20 protein-coding genes are annotated in these 23,503 nt (G+C 74.4%); 7 read left to right on the forward strand and 13 right to left on the reverse strand.

The window, feature by feature from the left end; translation table 11 throughout:
- Positions 1-96: 96 nt before the first annotated feature.
- A complete protein-coding gene (locus tag HS045_RS03850) occupies positions 97-1,050 on the reverse strand; it encodes a lysylphosphatidylglycerol synthase transmembrane domain-containing protein (RefSeq protein ID WP_196449780.1) in 954 nt (317 codons plus the stop codon).
- Entirely contained in the window at positions 1,047-1,901 is an 855-nt protein-coding gene (locus HS045_RS03855) for a class I SAM-dependent methyltransferase (protein WP_196449781.1), read from the reverse strand. Before HS045_RS03855 ends, HS045_RS03850 begins: the two co-directional genes overlap by 4 nt.
- A gap of 100 nt (positions 1,902-2,001) precedes the next feature.
- Here HS045_RS03855 and HS045_RS03860 point away from each other — a divergent pair, with 100 nt between their 5' ends.
- The gene (locus HS045_RS03860) at positions 2,002-3,000 is read left to right on the forward strand and encodes a lysylphosphatidylglycerol synthase domain-containing protein (RefSeq protein ID WP_230883417.1); all 999 of its coding nucleotides are present in this window, start codon (positions 2,002-2,004) and stop codon (positions 2,998-3,000) included.
- On the opposite strand, the gene HS045_RS03865 is transcribed toward HS045_RS03860, so the two are convergent.
- From HS045_RS03865 to HS045_RS03885, 5 genes are all read right to left on the reverse strand, one after another.
- Positions 2,946-4,052, reverse strand: coding sequence for a glycosyltransferase family 4 protein (locus tag HS045_RS03865; RefSeq protein ID WP_196449782.1), 1,107 nt, complete (start codon positions 4,050-4,052; stop codon positions 2,946-2,948). The two genes, HS045_RS03860 and HS045_RS03865, sit on opposite strands and share 55 nt — an antisense overlap.
- A gap of 10 nt (positions 4,053-4,062) precedes the next feature.
- Complete coding sequence (locus HS045_RS03870; RefSeq protein WP_196449783.1) at positions 4,063-4,992, reverse strand: glycosyltransferase family 2 protein; 930 nt, start codon at positions 4,990-4,992, stop codon at positions 4,063-4,065.
- A 71-nt stretch (positions 4,993-5,063) separates the two neighbouring features.
- Positions 5,064-6,011 carry a permease-like cell division protein FtsX gene (locus tag HS045_RS03875; protein ID WP_196449784.1) on the reverse strand — a complete coding sequence of 316 codons (948 nt, stop codon included), beginning with the start codon at positions 6,009-6,011 and terminating at the stop codon, positions 5,064-5,066.
- An 8-nt stretch (positions 6,012-6,019) separates the two neighbouring features.
- On the reverse strand, positions 6,020-7,036 hold the full coding sequence (locus tag HS045_RS03880; RefSeq protein ID WP_196449785.1) for a permease-like cell division protein FtsX: 1,017 nt from the start codon (positions 7,034-7,036) through the stop codon (positions 6,020-6,022).
- A gap of 98 nt (positions 7,037-7,134) precedes the next feature.
- The gene (locus tag HS045_RS03885; protein WP_196449786.1) at positions 7,135-9,336 is read right to left on the reverse strand and encodes a hypothetical protein; all 2,202 of its coding nucleotides are present in this window, start codon (positions 9,334-9,336) and stop codon (positions 7,135-7,137) included.
- Between the two features lie 90 nt (positions 9,337-9,426).
- Between HS045_RS03885 and HS045_RS03890 the strand changes: the two genes are divergently transcribed.
- The 5 genes from HS045_RS03890 (at position 9,427) to HS045_RS03910 (ending at position 16,403) form a co-directional block, all read left to right on the forward strand.
- Positions 9,427-10,989 (forward strand): hypothetical protein, encoded by a 1,563-nt coding sequence (locus HS045_RS03890; protein ID WP_307827373.1) that lies wholly within the window; start codon positions 9,427-9,429, stop codon positions 10,987-10,989.
- 174 nt (positions 10,990-11,163) lie between these two features.
- Positions 11,164-12,747 carry an LCP family protein gene (locus HS045_RS03895; RefSeq protein WP_196449787.1) on the forward strand — a complete coding sequence of 528 codons (1,584 nt, stop codon included), beginning with the start codon at positions 11,164-11,166 and terminating at the stop codon, positions 12,745-12,747.
- A gap of 233 nt (positions 12,748-12,980) precedes the next feature.
- Positions 12,981-14,489 (forward strand): acyltransferase family protein, encoded by a 1,509-nt coding sequence (locus tag HS045_RS03900; RefSeq protein WP_196449788.1) that lies wholly within the window; start codon positions 12,981-12,983, stop codon positions 14,487-14,489.
- Positions 14,490-14,589: 100 nt separating this feature from the next.
- Positions 14,590-15,681: a glycosyltransferase family 4 protein gene (locus tag HS045_RS03905; RefSeq protein WP_230883419.1), complete on the forward strand. Its 1,092-nt coding sequence runs from the start codon at positions 14,590-14,592 to the stop codon at positions 15,679-15,681.
- Positions 15,666-16,403 carry an acetoacetate decarboxylase family protein gene (locus HS045_RS03910; protein WP_196449790.1) on the forward strand — a complete coding sequence of 246 codons (738 nt, stop codon included), beginning with the start codon at positions 15,666-15,668 and terminating at the stop codon, positions 16,401-16,403. Before HS045_RS03905 ends, HS045_RS03910 begins: the two co-directional genes overlap by 16 nt.
- 64 nt (positions 16,404-16,467) lie before the next feature.
- Here the strand turns inward: HS045_RS03910 and HS045_RS03915 are convergent, their stop codons facing one another.
- The 6 genes from HS045_RS03915 to HS045_RS03940 form a co-directional block, all read right to left on the reverse strand.
- Positions 16,468-17,349: a glycosyltransferase family 2 protein gene (locus tag HS045_RS03915; protein WP_196449791.1), complete on the reverse strand. Its 882-nt coding sequence runs from the start codon at positions 17,347-17,349 to the stop codon at positions 16,468-16,470.
- Positions 17,350-17,545: 196 nt separating this feature from the next.
- Positions 17,546-18,313, reverse strand: coding sequence for a CDP-alcohol phosphatidyltransferase family protein (locus HS045_RS03920; RefSeq protein WP_196449792.1), 768 nt, complete (start codon positions 18,311-18,313; stop codon positions 17,546-17,548).
- Entirely contained in the window at positions 18,291-19,331 is a 1,041-nt protein-coding gene (locus tag HS045_RS03925) for an iron-containing alcohol dehydrogenase family protein (protein ID WP_196449793.1), read from the reverse strand. Before HS045_RS03925 ends, HS045_RS03920 begins: the two co-directional genes overlap by 23 nt.
- Before the next feature lie 5 nt (positions 19,332-19,336).
- On the reverse strand, positions 19,337-20,071 hold the full coding sequence (locus tag HS045_RS03930) for a sugar phosphate nucleotidyltransferase (RefSeq protein ID WP_196449794.1): 735 nt from the start codon (positions 20,069-20,071) through the stop codon (positions 19,337-19,339).
- Between the two features lie 115 nt (positions 20,072-20,186).
- Entirely contained in the window at positions 20,187-20,825 is a 639-nt protein-coding gene (locus HS045_RS35300) for a DUF5941 domain-containing protein (protein ID WP_255531612.1), read from the reverse strand.
- Positions 20,825-22,582, reverse strand: a complete 1,758-nt coding sequence (locus tag HS045_RS03940; RefSeq protein ID WP_255531613.1) for a CDP-alcohol phosphatidyltransferase family protein — start codon at positions 22,580-22,582, stop codon at positions 20,825-20,827. Before HS045_RS03940 ends, HS045_RS35300 begins: the two co-directional genes overlap by 1 nt.
- 150 nt (positions 22,583-22,732) lie before the next feature.
- Between HS045_RS03940 and HS045_RS03945 the strand changes: the two genes are divergently transcribed.
- Positions 22,733-23,482 carry a 2-C-methyl-D-erythritol 4-phosphate cytidylyltransferase gene (locus tag HS045_RS03945; RefSeq protein WP_196449795.1) on the forward strand — a complete coding sequence of 250 codons (750 nt, stop codon included), beginning with the start codon at positions 22,733-22,735 and terminating at the stop codon, positions 23,480-23,482.
- The last annotated feature ends 21 nt before the right edge of the window (positions 23,483-23,503 follow it).

The raw sequence follows: 23,503 nt of genomic DNA on the forward strand, positions 1-23,503 counted from the left end.
GGCCCGTTGATAGGGATCACTCCCCCGACCGGCCGCGTGGGACCCGACGTTCCCACGTCGCTTCACCATACGGGGAGAGCCGCCGCAAGCGTGGGATCAATCACCGGTCTTTTCGCTGGTCGCCATCGCGTCCGGGTGCTCCGTCCGCCGGGCCGTCCGTCGCGCCGCCAGCCGGGCCGCCAGTCCGGCCGCGCCCGCGCAGAGCAGGTCGCCGAGGACGATCACGATCCGGGAGCAGAGCGCCGCGGTGATGGCCGGTCCGCGGTCCAGCACGGGCGCCAGCACCGCGACCATCGCCACCTCGCGCACCCCGGCCCCGGCCGGGACCACGAACGTCATGATCCCCAGGCACCAGGACAGCGCGAACGCGCCGACGGAGAAGACCGCCACCGACGGGCCGGACGGGCCCAGCTCGTACAGGATCGCGGCCAGGTGCAGGCCGTAGGCGGTCCAGCCGAGCAGCGCCCAGCCCAGGGCGGTGAGCATCCCGCGCCGGGTAAGCGCGCGCTCCAGCGGCTCGCGCCCGAGCCTGCGCAGCCCGAACCCGATGACCGCGTTGACCACCCGCGGCTCCAGCGCCACCGCGAGCACGGGCACCAGCAGGAACGCCCACGCGTACGGCGCCGCGGAGCCCGGCAGGGCGGCGAGCAGCGTCACCGCCGACACCAGCAGCCCGCTGCCGAGCTGGACCGGCAGCGTCAGGAAGAACGCCGCGGCGCTGCGCGAGCGGGGCACGCCCAGCTCGCGGCCCATCTCCATCTGGGCGACGACCGGCCAGAGCGAGCCGGGGATGTACTTGCCGAGCTGGCCGACGAAGAAGACCTTCGCCGCGGGGCGCACCGGCAGCGGCGAGCCGAGGTCGGCCAGCAGCGCCCGCCACGTCAGCATCCCGCCGCCCAGCGCGGCGACCACCGCGACCAGCGAGAGCGCCGGCGCCGTCCACGACAGCCGGGCGAACCCGGCCCGCACGGCCTCCCACTGGCCCGCCACCGCCCACGTGCCGAAGCCCAGCGCGGCGAGCAGGAACGCGATCCGGACCAGCCGCTTCACCGCGGGACGACCGGGTCGGGGGGCTGCGGCAGGCGCGCCCCCGCCGGGCGGCGGGTGCTCTTGGTCGCCACCCACAGGTAGGTCGGCACCACCGGCAGCAGCGCGCGCAGCACGGCGCGGGGCAGCCGGGACAGCACCGCCTCGGCGGCGCGGCCCACGGCGCCGGGGAACAGCTCGGAGCCGGCGAAGGCCGCCGGGGTGGCCAGCACCGGGAAGGTGTAGTCCCAGACCCGCAGGCCGCGGACCATCCTGCGCAGGCCGCGCCGGGTCCGGTAGCGCTCGTAGTAGCTGTCGGCCCGGCCGGACAGGCGCACGTAGCGGTCGGCCAGCGCGGGCGGCAGGTAGGACAGGAACGGCAGCCTGTAGTGCGGCTCCATCACCCCGAGCCGGTTGCCCAGGCCCAGGTAGAGCACGCCCTCGTCGGACAGCACCCGGCGCATCTCCGCCATGATCGCGTCCGGGTCGACCACGTGCTCGTAGATGTGGTTGAAGACCAGCACGTCGATCGAGCCGTCGGGGAAGGGCAGCGCGGTGCCGTCCGCGCAGACGAACGCGACCCGGTCGCCGAAGCGCCCGGCCGCCCTGCGCAGGCCCGGCACGTCGATGTCCACGCCGAACGTCCGGGCCGCGCCCGCCTCCGCCAGCTCGTCGGCGATGAACCCGGCCGAGCAGCCGATGTCGGCGACGGTCAGCCCCTTCAGCACGTCGGTGTCCCGGCCGAGGAAGTGGCCGAGCACGGCCACGATCTTCGCGGCCTTCCTGCGGCGCTTCTCCTCGTCCAGCATCGCCGCCTGGAACTCGGAGTACTCCAGCTGCGCCTGCCGCTGCGCACCCGCCCTGCCCGTCGCCATCCGTCCCACCGTTCCTCGTCCGCCTGCTTGCGCGGTGCCCAAGGCTACCGGCGAGCCGCGACCCTACCGCCGGGTAACCCTCACGTCGTACCCTGAGCGGATGCTCAGCCGCCTGCCCGGCCGCCTGCCCGGCCGCCTGCTCAGCCGTCTGCGGTCCAGCCGCCTGCTCCGGGTCCTGCTGGCACTGGTCGCCCTGGCCTTCGCCGGGTACGGCCTGCACCGCAGCTGGGACGGGACCGTCTCGGCGCTCGCCCGGCTGTCGTGGTGGTCGCCGGCCGGGGCGTGCGCGGCGGTGACGACCGGGGCCGGCCTGATGATGGTCGCCTGGCGGCGGGTCGTCGCCGGGCTCGGCTCGGCGTTCCCGCTCGGGGTGGCCGCGCGGGTGCTCTTCGTCGGCCAGCTCGGCAAGTACGTCCCCGGCTCGGTCTGGGCCTACGCCGCGATGATGGAGCTGGGCCGCGACCACGGCTGCCCGCCCCGGCGCACCTTCAGCGCCACCTCGATCGCCCTGGTGGTCTCGCTCGGCTGCGCGGTCGCGCTGGCCGCCGCCACGCTGCCGTTCACCGCCCGGTCGGTGGCCGAGCAGGCGTGGTACCTCGCCCTGATCGTCCCGGTGATCGCCGTCTGCCTGCACCCGGGGGTCCTCACCTGGGGCCTGAACCTGGTCCTGCGCCTGGCCCGCAGGGACCCCCTCGACGAGGTGCTGCCCGGCCGCGCCCTGCTGGCCGCCGTGGCCTGGACGGTCTCCGGCTGGCTGGTCTACGGCCTGCACGCCTGGCTCGTCCTCGGCGACCTGACCGGCGACTTCTCCCTCTCCACCTATCTGCTCGGCGCCGGGGCCTACGCGTTCGCCTGGGCGAGCGGCCTGCTCGCCGCGTTCGTCCCGGCGGGCGTGGGCGTGCGCGAGGGCGCGATGGTCCTCGTGCTCGCGCCCTCGGTCGGCACGGGCAACGCCGTGGTCGTCGCCGTGCTCTCCCGCCTCGCCTTCACCCTCACCGACGTGGCCTGGGCCGGGATCGGCTTCCTGCTGGGCCGCCGGGCCGCTCAGCCGCCCGGGGAGGCCGCCGCGACCAGCGCCTCGACGTACGCCGCCCAGTAGGGCCCGGGGTCCACGGCCTTGACCCCCGCGCGCAGCCGCTCCGGCTCGCCGGGCGCGTAGAACCGCGCCAGCACCTCGCGCAGCGACTCCACCGAGCCCGGCTCGGCCAGCAGGCCGTCCACCCCGTCGGTGACGTGGTCGCCGAGCGTGCCCACCCGCGTCGCGATCACCGGCACGCCCTGCTCGTGGCCGAGCCACACCTGCTGGCTGGCCGTACCGCTGCGGTAGGGCAGGACCAGCGCGTCCACGTCCGCGAACAGGCCCGGCACGTCCTCGGCGGCCACGTAGCCCGGCCGCAGCTCCACCCGATCGGCCAGCCCGAGCTCGGCGACCAGCGCCTCCGTCTGCGCCTGCCCGCCCCAGAACTCCCCGGCCACCCGGAGCGCGACGCCCTCGGGCAGCGCCCGGATCAGCACGTCGAGCCCCTTGTACGGCCGGACCAGCCCGAAGAAGAGCAGCCGCCGGTGCACCCGCCGCTCCGGCCCCGGCTCGGCCCGCACCCGCTCCCCGGCCGGCAGGTGCGGCGCCATCTGCGCCGTCGTCACCGGCGCGGGCGCCAGGGCGCGGGCCAGCTCCGCCTGCGCCGGCGAGTGGACCAGCACCCCGTCCACCCGGCGCAGCAGCGCCCGCATCAGCGGCCTGTCGTACGGCTTGCGCTCGTGCGGCAGCACGTTGTGGCACAGCGCCACCACGCGGGGAGCCGCCGCCTTCGCCCGGCTGCGCAGGCCGTACAGGATGCCCAGGTAGGGCGGGACCTGCACCGGGCTGAGCACGGCCAGGACCACCAGGTCGGCCGAGCGCAGCCGCCGCCCGCAGGCGACCCAGCCGTCCGGGCGGCGCCAGTCGAGCACCCGGCGGACGTTCCCGAACGGCTCGCCGTCGGGGGTGTCGGCGGTCTGCCGCCCCGGGTAGAGGAACGCGGGGTACTGCGCCCGCCACGACTCGATCACCACGTCGTGCCCGGCGGCCCGCAGCCGGTGGGCGAGCTCGGTGGTGTGCGCGGCGCCGCCGCCCTTGTAGGGGTAGGTCGGCCCGACGATCGCGATCCGCACGCCCGCTCCCCTACTCGCTGCGGGAGCGGACGATGAGGTCGGCCAGCAGCGCCAGCGAGCCGATCAGCAGCCCCGTCACGAAGATGATGATGGTGTTGTTGGCCAGGTAGAACGGGGTCTTGACGTTGTCGTAGACGCCCTTGGCCAGGCCGATGGCGACCAGCCAGATCGCCGGCGGCATGAGGACCTTGAGCGGGTTGAAGTACATGACCATCCGCAGCACCTGCAGGATGTAGCGGTAGGCGTCGGAGACGAAGCTGAACTTCGACGTGCCCGCCCGCTTGCTGTACTCGATCGGCAGGTAGTACACGTCGTGCTGGTTCGACAGGAACGACAGCGTGATCGTCGTGACGCAGGAGAACCCGGGCGGCAGCAGCCGCAGGTACGGCCGGGCCACCGACTTGCGGAACGCCCGCAGGCCCGAGTTGAGGTCGGGGATCTTCTGCCCGGCCAGCCATTCGGCGATCTTGCGGATGACCCACTTCGCCGGGACCCGCAGGAACTTGTGCGAGCCCTCCTCGGTGGTGCGCGCGCCGACCACCTGGTCGATCCCGGGGTCCTTGTCCAGGAGCTGGACCAGCTCGGGGATGCGCTCGTTCGGGTAGGTCATGTCGGCGTCGGTCCACACGACGATCTCGCCGCGCGCCTCCTGCGTGCCGATCCGGCGGACCGTGCCCGAGCCGCCGTTGCGGTGGAACGCCCTGATCCGCATGTTCGGGAAGCGCGGCGCGGCCTCCTGCAGCCGGGCCAGGGTCGCGTCGGTGGAGCAGTCGTCCACGGCCACGAGCTCGTAGGTGTAGCCGCTGCCGTCCATGGCCCGGCAGATGCGCTCGACCTCGTCGATGACGTGGTCCTGCTCGTTGTAGCAGGGCAGGACGATCGTGACGTACGGCGTTGCGTCCACAGCTGGTCCACTCTCGGGGGTCTCGGGCGTGCTCACGGCAGGCGAGGATACTCTGCCCGGCCGGACCCCGGACCCACATCACCCGCTTCGGGCGGCTCGCACACGGTTCAGCCGGCGTCGACGATCTCGGTGCCCGCCACTCCCGGCACGGCTTCGACGTACCCGGCCACCGCCCGCGCGTTCTCCCGGTTCACGAGCCTGACGTAGTAGGACCCGGAGTGCGCTTCGGCCCTGGATTTCCTGCGCATGAGCCAGAAGTCGAAGACCCGGCCGGCGTGCGCGGCGTCCTCGACGTAGACCTGCTGGACCTCCCGCATACCGCTCAGGGCGGCCTCGACCGCGTCCCTCTCCCGTCTCGTGGCGGGGCCGCGCCCGGCGCAGGGATCGTCCGCCTCCGCGTCCGGGTCCCTCTTCCCGCACAGCGTGACCCTGACGTCCGCCTTGCCCTCCCAGAACCGACCGCCCAGGACCCAGACGCTGGAGACGCCCGCCGTCTTCTCCATCGCGGACTCGAACGACGCTCTGTCCGCCCGCCGGTGGAGCGTGCCCCGGAACGACTCCGGTATGTCCTCGGCGCTGATGGCCGAGATCAGAGCCTTTTCGTCGGCGTTGTGCTCCTTGAAGTTCTCGTAGGCCTCCCGGCGGGACTCGAACTCCACCTCGCCCACCTCCGGCATCGCCTCCAGCCTCGCCTGGAGCGCGCGCCGCTGCTTCGCCGTGAGCGCCCGCCCGCCGCAGTTCTCGAACGGGTCACCGGCCTTGCAGAGGAACACGCTGAAGGTCGCGCCCTGCGGCCAGGGTCCGTCCGGCGGCGGGGAGATCTTCTGCCCGCCCGCCCACGGCCCGTCCGGCGCCGGCGTCAGGGCCGCGGCACCCGCGGGGTGACGGCTCGCGGCTCCGGCCGCCCCGCCCGCCGCGGCGGTGGACGACACGGTGGCCGCGACGGCGAGGGCGGCGAGCAGGGCCCGGCGGACGCCGGTCCGGAGGGCGCCGGTCCGGAGGGCGCGGAGGGCTTCTGCCGCGGGCCCCGCCACGGGCGGCTTCTCGGACTTCACCCGCCCGACTATGTCGATCTTTCCCCCGCCGGGCAAGCCCCCGTCCCCGGACGGGGCGCGCCGCACCCGGAGACGGCCGTCCGGTCCGCCGCGAGCGGGTGTCCCTCGGGGTGCCCCCCGGCGCGGACCGGCGCCACCGACCGGACGCCCGGCAGGGACTTCAGCGCCGCGGCGGCGGCCGGGAGGTCGGCGGGGCCGGAGAAGCGGACGTAGAAGGTCTCGTAGGACCGGTCGGACCGGAACAGCGGGTCGCCGGCCGGGCGCTCGGGGTGGTAGTGCCGCAGCAGCCGGACCCGGTGGTCGCGGCTCTCCAGGTAGACGGTCCCGGCCCCGGGCAGGTCCCGGATCCGGTCGAGGACCGTCCGCTTCTCCACCGCGCTCGCCGACCCCGTGACCCCGGCGGGCCGGTGCTTCGGGCACGCGTACCGGGACCAGTCGTCCGTCCCGCACAGGTGCACGGCGAAATCGGCCCTGCCCGCCCAGAAGTCGGTGGGCACGCGCAGCACCCGGTTGACCCCGGGGAGCTCCTCGATCCGCTCGGCCACCGCCGTGAAGTCCTCACTCCGGCGGAGCGTCCCCTCGACCCGCGCGTGCAGGAACGCGAGCTCGATCTTCTCCGGCTCGCCCGCCTCGGTGTAGTAGGCCAGCGTCCGGCGGCGGTCCTCCTCCCTGCTCACGAAGGCCGCCCCGGCCAGCTCGGGCATCGCCCGCATCCGCTCCTCGACCGCCCGGCCGTCGGCCTCCGTCGCCTCGCGCCGCTCCTGGCACGCCCACGCCTCCGCGCCCAGGCCGCACAGGTGGGCCGCGATCCGCACCTGGACGGGGAACGGCGCGTCCGGCGGGGGCAGCGGCTCGCGGGACCGCTCGTACAGGTGGCGCCCCCCGGTCCCGGCCGCCACCAGCACCGCCGCCACCGTGAAGCAGACCGCCAGCAGCCGGGCATGCGCCCGCGTCCACGCCTGGAGCCACGGCTCCCGATCCGGATCGCCACCGCCGAAGGAGATCTCTTCATACCCGGACGACATTCAAGAAACTATGCCCAATCAGGGGAGAAATCACCATACGGTCGCCACCCGTCAGCGGAGCGGAGACGCCGGGCAGGAGGCGGGGGAATCCCGGCCCTTCAGGGCACGGTCATCCAGACGTCGACGGACAGCGACCAGGTGCCGTTCGGCGCCTCGGTGAGGGAGCGCTCGTCCTGGCGGGTGCGCAGCGCCATCACCCGGACCGGCGTGCCGTACGGCGCGAGCTGGCCCGCCTCGGCGGCCAGCAGGACCGGCGTACGGCCCGCCGCCCGGACGCGGCCGATCAGCCGGGTCACGTCGGCCGGGGGCGGCAGGTCGGTGCCGGGGACGACCGCGACCCGGGCCGCGGGCACGCCGCAGACCCCCCGGACGAGCTGGGTGAACCGGTCGGCGGTGACCCGCTCCACGATGAGCGCCGCGGCGTCCGACGGAAGGGACGCGCACATCGCCTCGACCGCCGCGCGCTCCCCCCGCCCGACCGGCGTGAACGCGGTCCCGATGGAGGTGACGGCGGCGGGCGCGACCAGCAGCGCCGCGCCGAGGACGGCGGCGCCCTTGCGCGCGCCGGGGCCGTGTCCCCGGTCCCGGACCGCCTCGGTGATCCGCCGCAGGCCCCAGACCGCGAGCAGGATCAGGCCGGGCAGCACGACGGGGACCAGCCGCCGGGCGGCCCACGGGTGGTCGGGGGTGATCGCCGGGCGGTAGAGCGTGGTGACCGTGGTCCAGCCGATCACCGCCAGCGGGAGCAGCCACGCGCGCGCCGCCCCCCGCACGAGCCTGCGGACCAGGACGGCGGCGGCCAGCGTGGCGAGCAGCACGGCCGGAACGCCGACGTACCAGGCCGCCCAGTGCAGCGCGTCCTCGTAGTAGAGCCGGGAGCCGTCGACGGCGAGCCCGTTGGCCGCCTGCGTCTTCTCGATGAACTCCGCGGTCGTCCGGTCCTCGTCGGTGACCGCCCGGCGGGTCACGGTCTGCAGCCAGGGCCGGAGGGCGAAGGCCGCCATGACCGCCGCCACCAGCCCGGCCGCGGCCTCCGGCAGCCACCGGACGCGGGCCGCCCGGCGGAGCGGGCCCGCCAGCCGGGGGGCGAGCGCGGCGGCGGCCAGGGTGCAGAGCAGGACGGCGCCGCAGACGGCCAGCAGGGGCCGCCACGACGCCGCGAGGTAGTCGAGGTACGGCTCGGCCAGCAGGAACGCGGCGGCGAAGCCGAGACCGGCCCCCGCCAGCAGCCCGCCGAGCAGCGGCAGGCCGAACCGCCCGTCCGGCGTGTCCTCGCCTTCCGCGGACGCGCCGCGCTCCGGCGTACCGGACCGCTCCCCCGCCCCGGAGCCGCCGGACGCACCTGCCCGGCGCAGCGCGATCAGCAGGCCCGCGTAGGCCAGCACCGGCAGCACGTCCCGCAGGCCGTCGATCCGGACGAGCACCGCCAGCCCGAAGACCAGCCCGGCCAGCGCGGCCCCGGTCCGGGAGCGGGCGTCCAGCAGCAGCGAGAGCCCGCCGAAGAGCAGGATCAGCGACGGGATCTCGCTGAAGGTGGTCCGCGAGGTGTAGAGGAGCGGCAGGCAGACCGCGAGGGCCAGCGCGGCGAGCGGCGCCCACCGGGCCCCGGCCAGCCGGGCGGCGGTCCCGGCGAACACCAGCACGGCCAGCGCCCCCAGCACCGGCGGGGTCAGCAGGAGGCCGTCCAGCCCGCCCAGCCAGTGGCCGATCGCGTAGACCGTCGGCGGCCCCGGCATGAACTGCGGCACCACCGCGCCGCCGTGGTCGAAGAAGCCCACGCTGTCGAAGCGGAGCGCCGGATCCGGCCCGCCGAAGGCCGCCTCGCCGTACGGGATCGGCGGCGAACCGCGCTCTGCCAGCCAGACGGCGTACTGCGCGTAGGTGGCGGGGTCGCGGCGGACGATCAGCTGCTCGCTGTGCAGCAGCGCGTTGAACAGTCCTGAACCCGCCGCGACGGCGAGCACCCCGGCCGCCTGCCACCGGGTCGCCCCCCCGATCCCGGCCGCCTGCCCCGGCCCGCTCTCCGGCACGGACCCGGATCCGGACCTGTCCTCCGGCACGGACCCGGACCCCGGCACGGACCCGCTCCCGGGCGGGCGGCGCAGGCCGTACCGGCACAGCAGCGCGGCGGCGGCCAGGCCCAGCGGGACGGCGGCGAGCGGCCGGAACCAGCCGAGCAGGAGCAGCGGGAGCCCGGCGAGCAGCCAGCCCGCCAGCACGAGCGCGGGCGCGGCCGAGGCCACGGCGAGCACCCGGCCCGCCGAGGGCCTGCGCACGCGTTCCGGCCAGGTGGTCCTCATGATCCTCATCGCAGAGTAGTCGCAACCCGCCGGTACGGCCCCGCCCGCCGGAGCCGATAGCGTACGCGCAACGCGCGAAGGGGGCGGCGGGTGGCCGGACGGGTACGGGGGCGTCGGTGGCTCGCGGGCGGGCGCACGGTCCGAAAGCGCGAGCCGGTCCCGGAGCACGAACCGGCCCCGGAGGCGCCGGAGCACGTCCGGCAGGACCGGCGGTTCCCGGGAGTGCCGGGCCTGGCGCGGGGGCACCGGTGGTTCCTCGGGGTGCCGGGCCTCGCGCGGGAGCACCGGTGGTTCCTCGGGGTGCTGGGCCTCGGCGCCGTCCTGCGGGCGGTGACCATGCTGGGCTACCGGCCCGCGATCTGGTTCCCCGACTCCTACACCTACGTCGTCACCGCGCTGAAGCCCCGCCCGGACCTGGTCCGCCCCGCGGGGTACTCCATGTTCCTGCGCCTGCTGGAGCCGCTGCACAGCTTCGCCCTCGTGGCCCTGGTCCAGCACCTGCTGGGGCTCGCGACGGGCGTCCTGCTCTACCTCGCCGCCCGGCGGCTGAGCGCCCCCGGCCGGGCGGCGGCGCTCGCCTCCGCGCCGGTGCTGCTGGACGCCTACCAGATCGAGCTGGAGCACCTGCTGGTCTCCGACGCGCTCTTCGCCGCGCTGGTCCTCGCCGCGGTCCTGCTCGCCCTGTCCCGCGAGGTGACGCGGCGTACGGCCTGCGGGATCGGCCTGCTGGTCGCGGCGGCGACGCTCACCAGGACGGTCGGCCTCCCGCTGGCCGCCCTCTTCGCGGGCTGGCTGCTGTACCGGGCGCGGGGCCGCGCGGTGGTCGCCGGGGTGATGCTGGTCGCGGCGGCGCTGCCGGTCCTGGGGTACGGGGCCTGGTTCCACGCCACCTACCAGCGGGTCGGCCTCGTCGGCGCGAACGGCGTCTTCCTCTACTCCAAGACGATGGCGTTCGCCGACTGCGCGGTGATGAGGCCGCCCGCGGACCTGGCGGTGCTCTGCGACCCCCGGCCCCCGGCCGAGCGGCCCCCCTCCCAGGAGTACATCTGGAGCCCCGACGCCCCGCTGGTCCGGCTGCCCGGCATCACCTTCAGCCGGGAGAACGACGCGCTGGCCGGGCGGTTCGCCGCGCTGGCCCTGCGCAGCCAGCCGCTCGACTACCTGGGTTCGGTCGCCGAGGAGCTGGCCCGCTCCTTCACCTGGGACCGCCCGGTCTACCCGGACGCGGAGATCTACGGCTACTACGAGTTCCCGGCCGAGCCGCCCCCGCCGCCGGGCCGCTACCCCGCCACGGTGGGTGCGGAGTTCGCGCAGCGCTACGAACGGGGGCCGATCGGCACCGCGGTCGCCGAGCCGTACGCCGGCTGGATGCGGGCCTACCAGGACGTCGCCCGGCTGCCCGGCACGGTGCTGCTGGTGATCCTGGCCGCCCCGCCGGTCCTGGCGGGCGTACGGCGGTGGCGGCGGCGCGGTCCCCGCCCCGGGTCCGGGCGGGCGGCGTGGGCGCTGCCGTGGGCGGTGGCGGTGCTGCTGCTGGTGATGCCCGCGGCGACGGCGGAGTTCGACCACCGGTACGTGCTCCCGGCCGTGCCGGTCGCGTGCCTGGCCCTGGTTCTCGCAGTCGGTAAACCTAATTTGCCAAACATTCCATGAAATGTCCGAATTTGAGTATGCTGGGCGACCGGATCATCACGGTGGCGAGCAAGAGGATGGGCATGACCAAGTTCAGCCCATCACAATCCCTCGTACCGGCCGCGTGGCCTACTCTTTGGGCGCGATGAGCGAGCAGAGGCAGCGCAGCGCGTTGCCGCCGAGCGAGGAGGGTGGATGAGCGACCACCGGCATGTCGCCGCGCAGGACCGGACGCCGCCGTCCGGCCCCGGTCCCCGCCGCTCCCGGCGCGGCGGCGACGGCATCCGCTCCGAGGAGACCCTGCCGAGCAACACCCCTCCCCGCGGCAAGAGCCGCTCCGCCCGGCGGATCGGCGCGGGCGGCTGGGCGGGCATCGGACTGACCGGCGTACTGGTGCTGGGCACCCTGGCCGGCTACAAGACCCTGTGGTTGGACACCGTCAACAGCTTCAAGACGGTCTCCATCAAAGACACCAAGGACCGCCCGGTGAACGCGACCGGCGCGCTCAACGTCCTGCTGGTCGGCTCCGACACCCGCGAGGGCGACAACCTCAAGTACGGCCAGAAGATGGCCGACGCGGGCAAGCGCACCGACACGATCATCCTCATGCACATCTCCCCCAACCGTGACAAGGCGACGCTCGTCAGCTTCCCCCGCGACTCCATGGTGGACATGCCCGCCTGCGAGGGCGAGAACGGCAACCAGGTCCCCGCGAGGCGCGAGATGATCAATGCCGCCTACAACGAGGGCGGCATCACCTGCACCATCACCACGATCGAGCACCTCACCGACATCCGCATCGACCACTTCGTCGAGGTGGACTTCACCGGGTTCAAGAGCATCGTGGACGCCCTCGGCGGCATCCGGATCTGCCTCAAGACTCCGGTGGACAGCAAGAAGGCCAAGCTCACGCTCGCCGCCGGCTGGCACAACCTCAAGGGCGAGGCGGCCCTCGGCTACGTGCGGCTGCGCGACTACGGCGACGGCAGCGACATCCAGCGGATCAAGCGCCAGCAGGTCTTCCTCACCAAGGTGGTGCAGAAGGCGACCAGCAGCGAGCTGCTCACCGACATCGGCAAACTCCGTGCCTTCATCGGCGAGGTCGCCAAGTCCGTCCGGATGGACGAGGAACTGGCCAGCGACCAGCAGGCCCTGATCGAGATCGCGATGAGCGCCAAGGCGCTGACCGCCAGCGGCGTCAAGTTCATCACCGTCCCGTGGGGCGCCGACCCCACCGACAAGAACCGGGTCGTCTGGCGGCAGCCGGCCGCCGGCGAGCTCTTCGAGTCGATCAAGAACGACACCGAGGTGACCCCGACCGCCTCGCCCACCGCCTCCGCCAAGCCCGCCGTCAAGCACGAGCAGGTCCGGGTCCAGGTCCTCAACGGCACCGACAAGCCGGGCCTGGCCTCGGAGGTGGCGGGCAAGCTCGCCGCCCAGGGTTTCGTGGTCACCCAGGTCGGCAACGCCCGCCCGGCGACCGGCAACGTGCCGGCCACCTCGGTGCGCTACGCCAAGAAGGACACCGCCGAGGGCCCCTCCTACGCCGACGCGCTCGCCGCCCGGCTCTCCGGCGAGAAGCTGACCCCCACCGTGGGCAAGGTCAAGCCCATCACCGCCGACAGGTACTCCCCGGCCACCGCGATCACCCAGTCGCCCACCGGCCCGGTCGTCCAGCTCGTCATCGGCGACGACTGGAAGGGCGTCCGGGTCCCCACCAAGATCCCCGACTCCCTCAAGGACCAGGTCGTCGACACCAAGACCGACCCCTGCCAGTGACCCGGGGAGGCGGAACCGCATCGGAGGGCGCGGGTTCCGCGGCCTCCGGAGAGTCACGATTTCCCGTGAACCCGGGGCAAGGTCGTTCCTCGTGCGACAGGCGGCACGCGGTCGGTTTATGGTGGGCAGGTCGGCGAGGCGAACCCACGGGGCCCACGCGGCCGCATCCTCCGGGGCGCCCCCGCCAGCGTGCCCGACCTCCCGTCTCCGACAGATAGCTGAGCGTTTCCCCCGTGAGCGACACCCGATCCTCCTTCCCGGTTCCGGCCTCCAGGGACGACGGCGCCCAGGGCGCCGCCCCCGCGGGGCCCGCCGACGGACGTGGCCGGACCCCCGCCCCGTGGCCGATGCCCGGACACGTGCAGCAGCCCGCGGCGCCCTTCCCGGAGTCCGACGCCTCCTGGCCGGACCCGCCGGACTCCGGGCGGCCCGCCCCCGGCTGGGGGAGCCGTCGCAGGTCCGTCGAGGAGGAGGCGCCCGGCGAGGTCACCGCGTGGGGCCATCCGCCGTACCGCGAGGCCCGGCCCCGGCCCGGCGAGCCCCAGCCGCCCGCGCCCCGCGCCCCGTCGGCCTGGGAGACCTCCCCCGGCCGGGAGGCGGGTCTCCCCTCCACCGGCGCCGCGGCGGAGGCGGGACGGCCCGCGGACGGGGAGGGCCTGCCCGCCGACGAGCCCGCGGCCCCTCCGGCGCGCAAGAAGCGCGAGCCGTACCTCGACAACGTGAAGTTCGTCCTGATCGCCATGGTCGTGGCCGGGCACTCGCTGGTCCCGACGATGGACGCGCACTCGGCCAAGTCCGCGTACATGTTCATCTACACGTTCCACATGCCGGCGTTCGTGCTGATCAGCGGCTATCTCGGCCGGAACTTCTGGAACTCCAACGCGAAGATCAACAAGCTCGTCGACACCATGCTGGTGCCGTACGTGGTCGTGGAGATCGGCTACGCGCTGCTCCGCTACGCGCTGGGCCAGAAGTGGACGCTGACGATCATCGACCCGGCCTGGCTGAACTGGTACCTCCTGGCCCTGGTGCTCTGGCGGATCTCCACGCCGATCTGGACCCGGATGCGGCAGCCGCTGCTGGTCGCGGTGGTCATCTACCTGGTCGCCGGGTTCTCCGAGATCTCCGGTGACTTCAGCATCGACCGCTTCTTCGGCCTGCTCCCGTTCTACGTGCTCGGCCTGATGCTCAAGCCCGAGCACTTCGACCTGCTCAAGCCGCTCTGGGTCAGGATCGTCGCCGGAGTCGTGGCCGCCGGCGGCGCCGGGGTCGCGATCGTCCTCGCCCCGCACGTCGGGCTCGACCCGGTCTACTTCCGCTACAGCTTCAAGTCGATGGACATGAGCTGGTGGGTGGGGCTCGGCGTGCGCGGGGCCATGCTGGTCGCCGCGCTGGCGCTGACGTTCGCGCTGCTGGCGCTGGTCCCCCGGCGCGAGACCTGGTTCTCCGACCTGGGCACCCGCACGCTCTACGCCTATCTCCTGCACGGCGTCGTGGTGCTCGTCGCCAAGGACCAGGGCTGGCTGGACGTCCCCTGGCTGCACGGCCCGCTGGGCGTGCTGGCCATCATGTCGAGCTCCGTGGCCCTGGCCATCGTCCTGTGCCTGCCGGAGACCCGTACGGCCTTCAAGTGGCTGCTGGAGCCGCGCCTGGTCTGGCTCTACCGGCGGCCCGCGGAGTCCCGGAGCACCGCCGGGGAGCCTCCCGCCCCCGGGGAGAGTTCAGCCCCGGTTCCCCGGTAGTTCACGCAACCCACCCGGTGACGACGGAACCACCGCTCAGCATCGGGATATGCGGGTATGTTTCGGGACGGTCGTCCATCACCCCGAAGACGCCCGGATCATGCATCGGCAGATCCGGGCGCTCCTCGACGCCGGGCACGAGATCACCTACGTCGCCCCCTTCACCGACTGCAACGTCACCCCCGACCCCCGGATCCGGGCGATCGACGTGCCCCGTGCGGCCGGACGCCGCCGCCGGCGCGCGCTCAGCGCCGCCCGCGCGGCGCTGAAGCGCGGGGTCGAGGGCGCCGACCTGCTGGTCGTGCACGACGTCGAGCTGCTGCTCCGGCTGCCCCGGCGCCGCCCCGCCACCGTCTGGGACGTGCGCGAGCACCCCGAGGACCTCGCCGCCGACCTGGCCGCCGACACCCGCCTCCCGGCGGGCCTGTTCCGGTCCCTGCCCGCCCTGGTGCGCCGGATCGAGTCCCGCGCCGAGCGCCGCCTCCACCTCGTCCTGGCCGAGGAGTCCCACCGGGAGCGCTTCACCGGCTCCCACCCGGTCGTCCCCGACACCGCCCGCGTGCCCCGGCGCCCCCCGCTGCCGCCCGGGCACCAGAGCCGGGTGGTCCACCTCGGGCGGATCTCGTACTCCCGGGGCGCGGCGGAACTCGTCGAGCTCGCCCGCCGCCTCGTCCCGCACGGCATCAGGCTGGACCTGATCGGCCCCGCCGACGGCGGGACCCGGCCGCTGCTGCGCGACGCCCAGCGCGAGGGCCTGCTCGACTGGTACGGCCACGTCCCCGACCGGCACGCCCTGCGGATGGCCGAGGGCGCGATCGCCGGGCTCTCCCTCCGGCACGACTCCCCCGGCCGGGAGCGCCCGGCGCCCACCAAGATCATCGAATACATGGCCCGGGGGATCCCGGTGGTCACCACCCCGGTCCCGGCCGCGGCCTCGATGGTCGACCGGGTCCGCTGCGGCGCGGTCGTGCCCTTCGGGGACGTCGGTGCCGCGGTCCGGGCCGTGCTGGCGCTGCGGGACGACCCCTCCGGCGCGGCGGCCATGGGCGCCCGCGGGCGCACCGAGGCGGCGCTGCACCACGACTGGTCCGGCCACGCGGGCGCCTTCGTCAACCTGCTGGAGGAATGGGCCGGGGAACCGGTGACGGCGGGCCGGGAGCTTGGTTCACTGGAACCATGGCACGCCATCTGATCCAGGGACGCGACGTGAGCATGCCGGTGCGCGTCCGGGACGCCGCGGTCTGCAGTGCCTCCTACCTGGTGCGGGCCGACGCGGCCCGGGCGGTGCTCGCCTACTCCGGGCTGGACGCCGCCGAGGTCCTGCCCGGCAGGGCCCTGTGCACGCTGGCGTTCGTCGACTACGCCGACGGCGACCTGGACGCCTACCACGAGTTCGGCGTCGCCTTCATGATCCGGCCGCCCGAGGCGGGCCCGCCGCCGCGCCGGGGGCTGCGCGCGAACCTGGCGGAGCTGCGCCGGTCCGGGGCCGGGTTCTTCGTCCACTGGCTCCCGGTGGACCAGGGCTTCACCCTGGAGGCGGGCCGGACGATCTGGGGGTTCCCCAAGGAGCCGGCGGACATCGACCTGCGGCTGGCCTCGCCGTACAAGCGGTGCGTCGTCCGCAAGGACGGCCGCCTGGTGGTCGACCTGCTGGTCAGACCCGGGTTCCGGGTGCCCGTCCCGGCGAGCGCGACGCCCTTCGACGCCTACAGCCACCTGGACGGCGTGACCCGGCGCATCCCCTGGTCGGTCTCCCCGAGTGGGGTGCGGACGCGCCCCGGCGGCGCGCTGATCCGGCTGGGCAACCACCCCGTCGCCAGGGAGCTGAGCGAGCTCGGACTGCCCAAGCGGGCCCTGATGACCCTCACCGTCGACCACACGGCCATGGCCTTCGGCGAGGCCAAGGCGCTCTGAAGACGCCCTGGAGACGCTCTGAGGCGCGCGGACGGACGGTCCGGGGCCCCAGGGCCCGGACCGGTCAGACGATCGGCGGGCGGCCCAGGCGGAGCATGCGCCAGGCGGTCTTCCAGCCCATGGGGCGGCGCTCGCCGGCGGGCTCCCGCAGGCCCTCGCGGAACCCCTGGAACCAGGCCTTCAGCGCCGGGCGGGACCGCTCGCGGACCAGCGTGAGGACGAGCCAGTTGAGCAGGTAGAAGAACGCCAGGGGCCAGGGGAGGTTGCGGCGGGCCAGCCAGACGCGGTTGCGCGCGTTGAGCCGGTAGAAGTCCGCGTGGCGGGTCGGCGGGACCTGCGGGTGGTACATGACGGTCTGCGCGTCGTACTCGATGCGGTAGCCCTCGCCGAGCAGCCGCCAGGCCAGGTCGGTCTCCTCGTGGGCGTAGAAGAACCGCTCCGGCAGGCCGCCGACCTGGAGGAACGCCGAGCGGCGGATCGCGCAGGCGCCCCCCAGGAAGGTGGTGACCGGCGAGGAGCGCTCGGGGTCGCCCGCCCGCAGGCGGGGGACGTGGCGGCGCTGCCCGGCGCCGCCGTCGGGGTCCATCACCCGGAAGGAGACGACCGCGAGGTCGTGTTCGGCGGAGAAGCGCTCCCGCAGGTGGGAGACGAGGGTCCGCTCGCCGTACCAGCCGTCGTCGTCGAGGAAGAGCACGACGTCGCCGGAGCACTCCTCCACGCCGCGGTTGCGTCCCGCCGGGATGCCCGCGTTGTGCGAGAGCCGGACCGTCTTGATCGACGCCGACGAGCCGGGGGGCACGCCGACCGAGAGCTCCGGGACGTCCGCGCCGTTGCCGACGATGACCACCTCGACGTCGCCGTCGTCCTGGTTCAGCGCGGACTCGACCGCCCGGCCCAGCTCGGGGATCCGGTTGCCCATGGTGAGGATGACGCACGAGATCTTCAACGGGTCATCGCCTTGACGCGTCGAGAGCACGTGCGGGACATACTTTCATGATCACCGAGTCTGCTGGGGCGGGTAATTCCGGCGGGGGTGCGGTCTGTCGATTCACCAGGGGACAAGCGTATCGGAAGCGTCGGCGAACACCCACCGAACGGCAAGGTGCCCGCATCTCCGACGCACCGGGCCGCCGTCCGGTTCCTCATGACAGCCGCCGGGACGCCAGGATGCTGACCAGGTGCAGGACCATCTGCAGGACGGCGACCGCCACGCAGGCCACCGCGAGCACCCGCGTCGCGGCCAGGCCGCCGCTCACCAGGTCCCAGACGGCGGCCACCACGACCAGCAGCGAGAGCTCGACCGCCTGGACGATGCGGTGGAACCTCAGCGCCGCCGCCGCCCTGCGGGCCAGGCCCAGGCCGCGCGACCGGAACTGCTCGGCCGAGGACTCCGTCGCCGCCACCAGACCCGAGCGGGCCCGCGCCACGTCGACCAGGTCGGTCTCCGCCTTGATCAGGATCGCGCCGAGCGCCGCGCCGAAGCCCGCCACGGTGTACCAGTCGGGGAGGGTCTCCGAGGCCCGGAAGCCCAGCCCGATCAGCAGGGCCGCCTCGGCGAAGTAGTGGCCGACCCGGTCGAGGTAGACCCCGGTGATGGAGGTCCGCCGCGTCCAGCGGGCCAGTTCGCCGTCGGAGCAGTCGAGCAGCAGGTAGACCTGGACCAGCAGGGCCGCGCCCACGGCCGCGCCGAGGCCGGGCAGCGCCAGGACGGCCCCCGCCGCCAGACCGCACAGGATCATCAGCCAGGTGGTCTGGTTGGGCGTGATCGGCGTCTTGGCCAGCACCCAGGTGACGTAGATCGACAGTTTGCGCATGTAGAGCACGCCGGCCCAGTGCTCGCCGCTGTTGCGCTCCATGGTCGAGTGCGGCTGGGCCACCGCGCGGAGCTCAGCGACCGACGGCCCGGACATAGTCCTCCACCCGATCCCTGATCTCCGACTCCGACAGGCGCAGGTGCTCCAGGATCGTGTAGCGCCCGGGGCGGGTCGCGGGCGCCAGCGCGACCGCCGCCGTGAACTGCTCGGCGCTCAGCCCCACGTCGCCGGGGGTGATCGGTAGGTCGTGCCCGCGCAGGCAGTCGACGACCTGGGTCAGCCGCGCGGGGTCCTCGCGCAGGAAGAAGCAGAAGGCCGCTCCGATCCCGGCGAGTTCGCCGTGATTGGAGGTGCCGGGATAGAGCTGGTCCACGGCATGAAGGATCTCATGGTCTCCGCCGCTCGAAGGACGGGACGACCCCGCGACGACCATCGACATCCCGGACAGGATGAGCGACTCGGCCAGCACGGTCAGGAACGCGTCCGACTCGATCGAGTCGCGGCGGCCGATGACGGCCTCCGCCGCGGTGCGGGCCATCGAGCAGGCCAGGCCGTCGATCGGCTCGCCCCGCTCGGCGCTGCCGAGCTGCCAGTCCTCGATCGCCGAGAGGTTGCTCACCACGTCGCCGACCCCGGAGCGGACCAGCGCCGGGGGCGCGTCGTGCACGAAGTCGAGGTCCACCATGATGGCCAGCGGCATGGGCACGCCGAAGGAGCCCTTGCCGCTGTCGTGGGTGAGCGAGGCCACCGGCGAGCAGATCCCGTCGTGCGACAGGTTGGTGGCCACCGCCACCATCGGGATGCCGGCGAGCGAGGCGGCGTACTTCGTCGCGTCGATCGTCTTGCCGCCGCCGATGCCGACGACCGCCTCGTAGGCGCCCTTGCGCAGGTCCGCGCCGAGCGTCACGGCGGCGTCGACCGAGCCGTCGGGCACCCGGAAGACCTGGGCCCGGCCCAGGGAGGGCGCGATCACCGAGGCGATCCGGTCCCCCTGGCCGGCGCCCACCGCCACCGCCACCCGCCCGGAGGTCGCCACCCGGCTGTCGGCCAGCAGCGAGCCGAGCTCCGCGATGGCGCCCCGCCGCACCTCCATGGTCAGCGGGGCGGGGAGCATCCTGGCTAGTATCGGCACGCGATCTCCCGCGCCTTCGCCAGGTCGTCGTGGTTGTCGACCTCGACCCACGGGACGTCGCCGATGGGGGCGACCGCGATCTTCTCGCCGCGGGCGACCAGCTCCTGGTAGCCGTCCTCGTAGTACAGCTGCGGGTCGCGCTCGAAGGTGGCCTGGAGCGCGTCGGCCAGGCGCGCGCCGGCGCCCGGGCGGATCAGGGTCGCGCCGATGTACTCGCCCGCGGCGGAGGCGGGGTCCATCAGCTTGGTGATCCGCCGCAGGTGGCCGGCGTCGTCGAGGACGACCTTCATCTCCTCGTCGGCCAGCTTCTTGACGTCGTCCACCGCGAGCAGGATGTCGCTCGTGGCCGGGGCCGACAGCAGCGTGTGCTCGACCGAGACCGGGTGCACGGTGTCGCCGTTGACCAGCAGCACGCCCTGGTCGAAGTGGTCGCGCGCGCACCACAGGGAGTAGGCGTTGTTCCACTCCTCGGCCTTGTCGTTGTGCACGAGGGTGAGCTTCACGCCGTGCCGCCGCTCCAGCTCGGCCTTGCGCTCGTGTACGGCCTGCGCCTGGTAGCCGACGATGACCACGACGTCACGGAGGTCGGCGGCCGCGAGGTTCCGCAGCGAGATGTCCATGATCGTGGTGTCACCGTCGACCGGCACGAGCGCCTTGGGCAGCGTGTCGGTGTACGGCCGCAGGCGTCGTCCGGCCCCGGCGGCCAGCACCATTCCCAGCAACGTGCACTCCTCATCCAAGTGAGACCCTCGGCGGGCTCTCCTGGCCCCAAAGGTTAGTTCCCTTTGACCCCTGATCGTGTAATCCGGGGTTCACCAGGCATTCTCCCGCCGGCGTTCAGCGCCCTGCGGCGCCCCCTCCGGGACGCGGGACGGCCGCCCAGTAGGTGAGGCTCTCCCAGCAGAACAGCCCCCACAGGAAGAGCGTGAGGAGCACCAGGAACGGCGTCGCCTGGCCGATGAGCCCGCCCAGGGCGACCAGCAGCATCCGCCCGTCCCAGCCGAGGCCCGCCGCGGCCAGCCAGGGCGGCGGCGGGGCGTTCTGGCGCATCCGGTTGACGACGTCGTAGTGGTGGAAGGCCACCGCGCCGAGCAGGGCGAAGACCAGCCACGGCGGGACGTCGTGGGCGAACCCCACCGCGGCGGTGAAGCCGTACTCGGTCAGGCGCAGGATCGGCGGGACCAGCCAGTCGAACCGCCCGTCGTGCCGGTGGGAGCTGCCCGGCCCGGTCAGCAGCAGCACCACGACGGGGGCGAACACCGACAGGTCGTCGCTCCCGGCCACGCCGATGCTCAGCAGCACGCCGGTCACGAACATCCCGACGAGCGCGGGCGGCAGCGGCGGGATCTGCCCGGACACCAGGGCACCCATCGCCCGGGACGGCACGCCGTCGTCGCGGTGGACCGCCACGGTGCCGCGCGGCGGGGCCGTGGGCGGGAGCGGTCCCGGAGGGGGCCCCGCGGAGGGAACGCTCATCACGCCATCGACCTGCCCATCCTGCCTCCGAGCATGTAGAGGGTGGCCGGGCCGCCCCAGGCGAGCAGGGCCAGGAAGGTCACCCGGGCGTCGAACACCGCCGCGGTCACCGCGATCAGCGCCATGCGCTCCCCGATCGGCAGGACGATCATCCTCTTCAGCCGGCGGGTGAAGGCGCCCCGCTCCAGGCGGCGCGAGAGCCCGGCGACGCCGCCCGCGGCCCGCCCGGCGTCCGGTCCCCCGCCCCGTCCCGCGCCCGTCTCCCCGTCCGCTCCCCCGTCCGTGCCTCCGCCCGTGTTCCCGCCCGCCTCGCCGGACGGGTCCGTCGGCGGGGCCTGCGCCGGGACCAGCGGCCGGTCCGCTCCCATGCGGGCCCCCCACCCGGTACGGCCGGCGGCCGCGCGGGCCGCCGCGTCGGCGCGGGCCCCGGAGTAGGCGGAGTCGGCCATGTGGCGCAGCACCTGCAGGATCAGCGCGGCCACGGCCAGCGCCCAGATCTCGCGCCCCGCGGCGGCCCGCGCGGCCTCGCCCGCGGCACCCCCCGCCGCGCTCCCCAGCACATCCCCCGGCGCGCCCCCCACCGCGCCCCCCAGCGCGCCCGCGGCGTACCCGGCGGCGAGTCCCGCGTAGACGGCGTACTCCTTGACCCGGTCGAAGGTGGCGTCCAGCCACGAACCGAGCGGGGAGAACGCGCGGGTGTAGCGGGCCAGCTGGCCGTCCACGCAGTCGAGCACGAACGACAGGTAGAGCAGGACCGCACCGGCGATCCGCGCCTCGCGCGTCCCCGCCGAGAACCAGACGGCCGCGAGCGCGGCCAGGCCGACGGAGAACCCGGTGACCGCGTTCGGTGTCAGCCGCAGTCCGGCGGCCAGCCGGACGAGGTGCGGCGACCAGGAGCTCACGGCGTAGGTGGTGAAGAAGCCGTCGTCGGACTTGACCGCCGCCTCCAGGCGGGCGCGGTCCTCGTCCACCTCGGTCAGGCGCCGCACGGCCGCCTCGGCGGCGATCCTCCCGGCCACCCGGTCGCAGTGCAGCCGCCCCGGCCCGGCCGCGCGCACGGCGGCGCCCGCGTGGACCAGACCGGCCAGGAGCAGCTCACCCGCCTCCGCGCCGGCGCCGGATCCGCCGGGCCCGCCGGCCCCTTCGCCCGCGGCCCGCGCCGCCAGCTCCTCCGCGACCTCGGCGAGGATCGCCAGGTCGCCGCCGCCGATCTGGAGCACGCCCCGGAAGGTGGCGTTGGCCCCGGCGACGCGCCGCCCGGCGACACCCACGGCGACCACCCGGCCGCCCTCGACCCGGACCGGCGGGTGCAGCGGGCCGGGCCCGTCGCCGTCCGCCTCCGCCGCCACCACCACCGCCCCGGTGTCGCGCGCGGGATGGTCCAGCAGGACGGCCAGCGCCTCCGTGTGGGCCACCACGTCCCCCGCCAGCACCGCCACGGGCCCCGCGGCCTCGCGCGCCACCCGGGCGATGCGGCGCAGGTCGTCGGCGGGCCCCGCGGAGCCGTGCGTCCCGATCAGGTGGGTGCCGTCGGCGGCGCGGACGACCGCGCCGGACCGGCCCACCACGTGCACCTCCCGGACCGGGAGCATGCCGAGCTGGGCGGTCAGCCGGTCGGCCAGGGTGTCGTCGTCCGGCCCGCCGCCGCAGCGCAGCGACGCCGCCGCGGTGGTGGCCAGGACGACGGCGGTCGTCGGAGAGGTGCCGGAGGGCGGGGGCGGGGACGGAGACGGGGGGACAGGGGTGGAGTCGCGCAAGCCGGGCTCCTTCGCATCCGACGGGATCACCGTGCGAATCGGGGAGAGCGCACCCAGCGTAGCGAGATCCTGACGGGATATCACGGGAGCGCGACCGGCGCGTCCAACCGCTAACCTCGCCCTACGCGCACCGTCCGGAGGATTTCCGCCTTGACCCTTCCCCAGCCACGCCGTCCCGCCGTCGGAGTCGTCCTCGCGGGCGGGGTCGGCCAGCGGGTCGGCCGGGACACCCCCAAGCAGCTCATCGAGATCGCCGGCAAGACGATCATCGAGCACACGATCGCCGTGTTCGACGCCGCTCCGGAGATCGACGAGGTCCTCGTGCTGATGACCCCCGGCTTCACCGGGGAGGTGGAGCGGCTCGTCGCCCGCAACGGCTTCGGGAAGGTCGGCCGGGTGCTGGAGGGCGGCGCGAGCCGTACCGAGACCACCTGGCGGGCGCTGGAGGCGCTGCGCGGCCGGGAGTGCGACGTGTTCCTGCACGACGCCGCGCGCCCGCTGCTGGAGCCGCGCATCATCACCGCGTGCGCGCAGGCCCTGAAGGTCCATCCGGCCGTGGAGGTGGCCGTCCCGAGCTCCGACACGATCGTGGTGACCGCGCCCGGGCCGCACGGCGCGGTCGTCGGCGACGTCCCCGACCGGTCGCGGCTGTGGCGGGCCCAGACCCCGCAGTGCTTCCGGCTGCCGGTGATCCGCGAGGCCTACGAGCGGGCGCTCGCCGACCCCGGCTTCGCGGACCGGCCGGCCACCGACGACTGCGGCGTGCTGCTGCGCTACCTGCCGGACGTGCCGATCCACATCGTGCCGGGCAGCGAGCTCAACATGAAGGTCACCCACCCGGTGGACGTGCTCGTCGCCGAGACGCTCCTGCGGTTCGCCGCGGAGACCCCGGACGGCTGAGGTCCGGGGTCCGGTCCGCGG

Origin of the sequence: Planomonospora sp. ID82291 (genome assembly GCF_015711645.1) — a bacterium.
GTDB lineage: Bacteria > Actinomycetota > Actinomycetes > Streptosporangiales > Streptosporangiaceae > Planomonospora.

Bases quoted from the DNA above. Each gene is read 5' to 3' on its own strand.
- HS045_RS03855 (WP_196449781.1), bottom strand. From the start codon at position 1,901: ATGGCGACGGGCAGGGCGGGTGCGCAGCGGCAGGCGCAGCTGGAGTAC.
- HS045_RS03860 (WP_230883417.1), top strand. From the start codon at position 2,002: ATGCTCAGCCGCCTGCCCGGCCGCCTGCCCGGCCGCCTGCTCAGCCGT.
- HS045_RS03880 (WP_196449785.1), bottom strand. From the start codon at position 7,036: ATGTCGTCCGGGTATGAAGAGATCTCCTTCGGCGGTGGCGATCCGGAT.
- HS045_RS03885 (WP_196449786.1), bottom strand. From the start codon at position 9,336: ATGAGGACCACCTGGCCGGAACGCGTGCGCAGGCCCTCGGCGGGCCGG.
- HS045_RS03895 (WP_196449787.1), top strand. From the start codon at position 11,164: ATGAGCGACCACCGGCATGTCGCCGCGCAGGACCGGACGCCGCCGTCC.
- HS045_RS03905 (WP_230883419.1), top strand. From the start codon at position 14,590: ATGCATCGGCAGATCCGGGCGCTCCTCGACGCCGGGCACGAGATCACC.
- HS045_RS03910 (WP_196449790.1), top strand. From the start codon at position 15,666: ATGGCACGCCATCTGATCCAGGGACGCGACGTGAGCATGCCGGTGCGC.
- HS045_RS03920 (WP_196449792.1), bottom strand. From the start codon at position 18,313: ATGTCCGGGCCGTCGGTCGCTGAGCTCCGCGCGGTGGCCCAGCCGCAC.
- HS045_RS03925 (WP_196449793.1), bottom strand. From the start codon at position 19,331: ATGCTCCCCGCCCCGCTGACCATGGAGGTGCGGCGGGGCGCCATCGCG.
- HS045_RS35300 (WP_255531612.1), bottom strand. From the start codon at position 20,825: ATGAGCGTTCCCTCCGCGGGGCCCCCTCCGGGACCGCTCCCGCCCACG.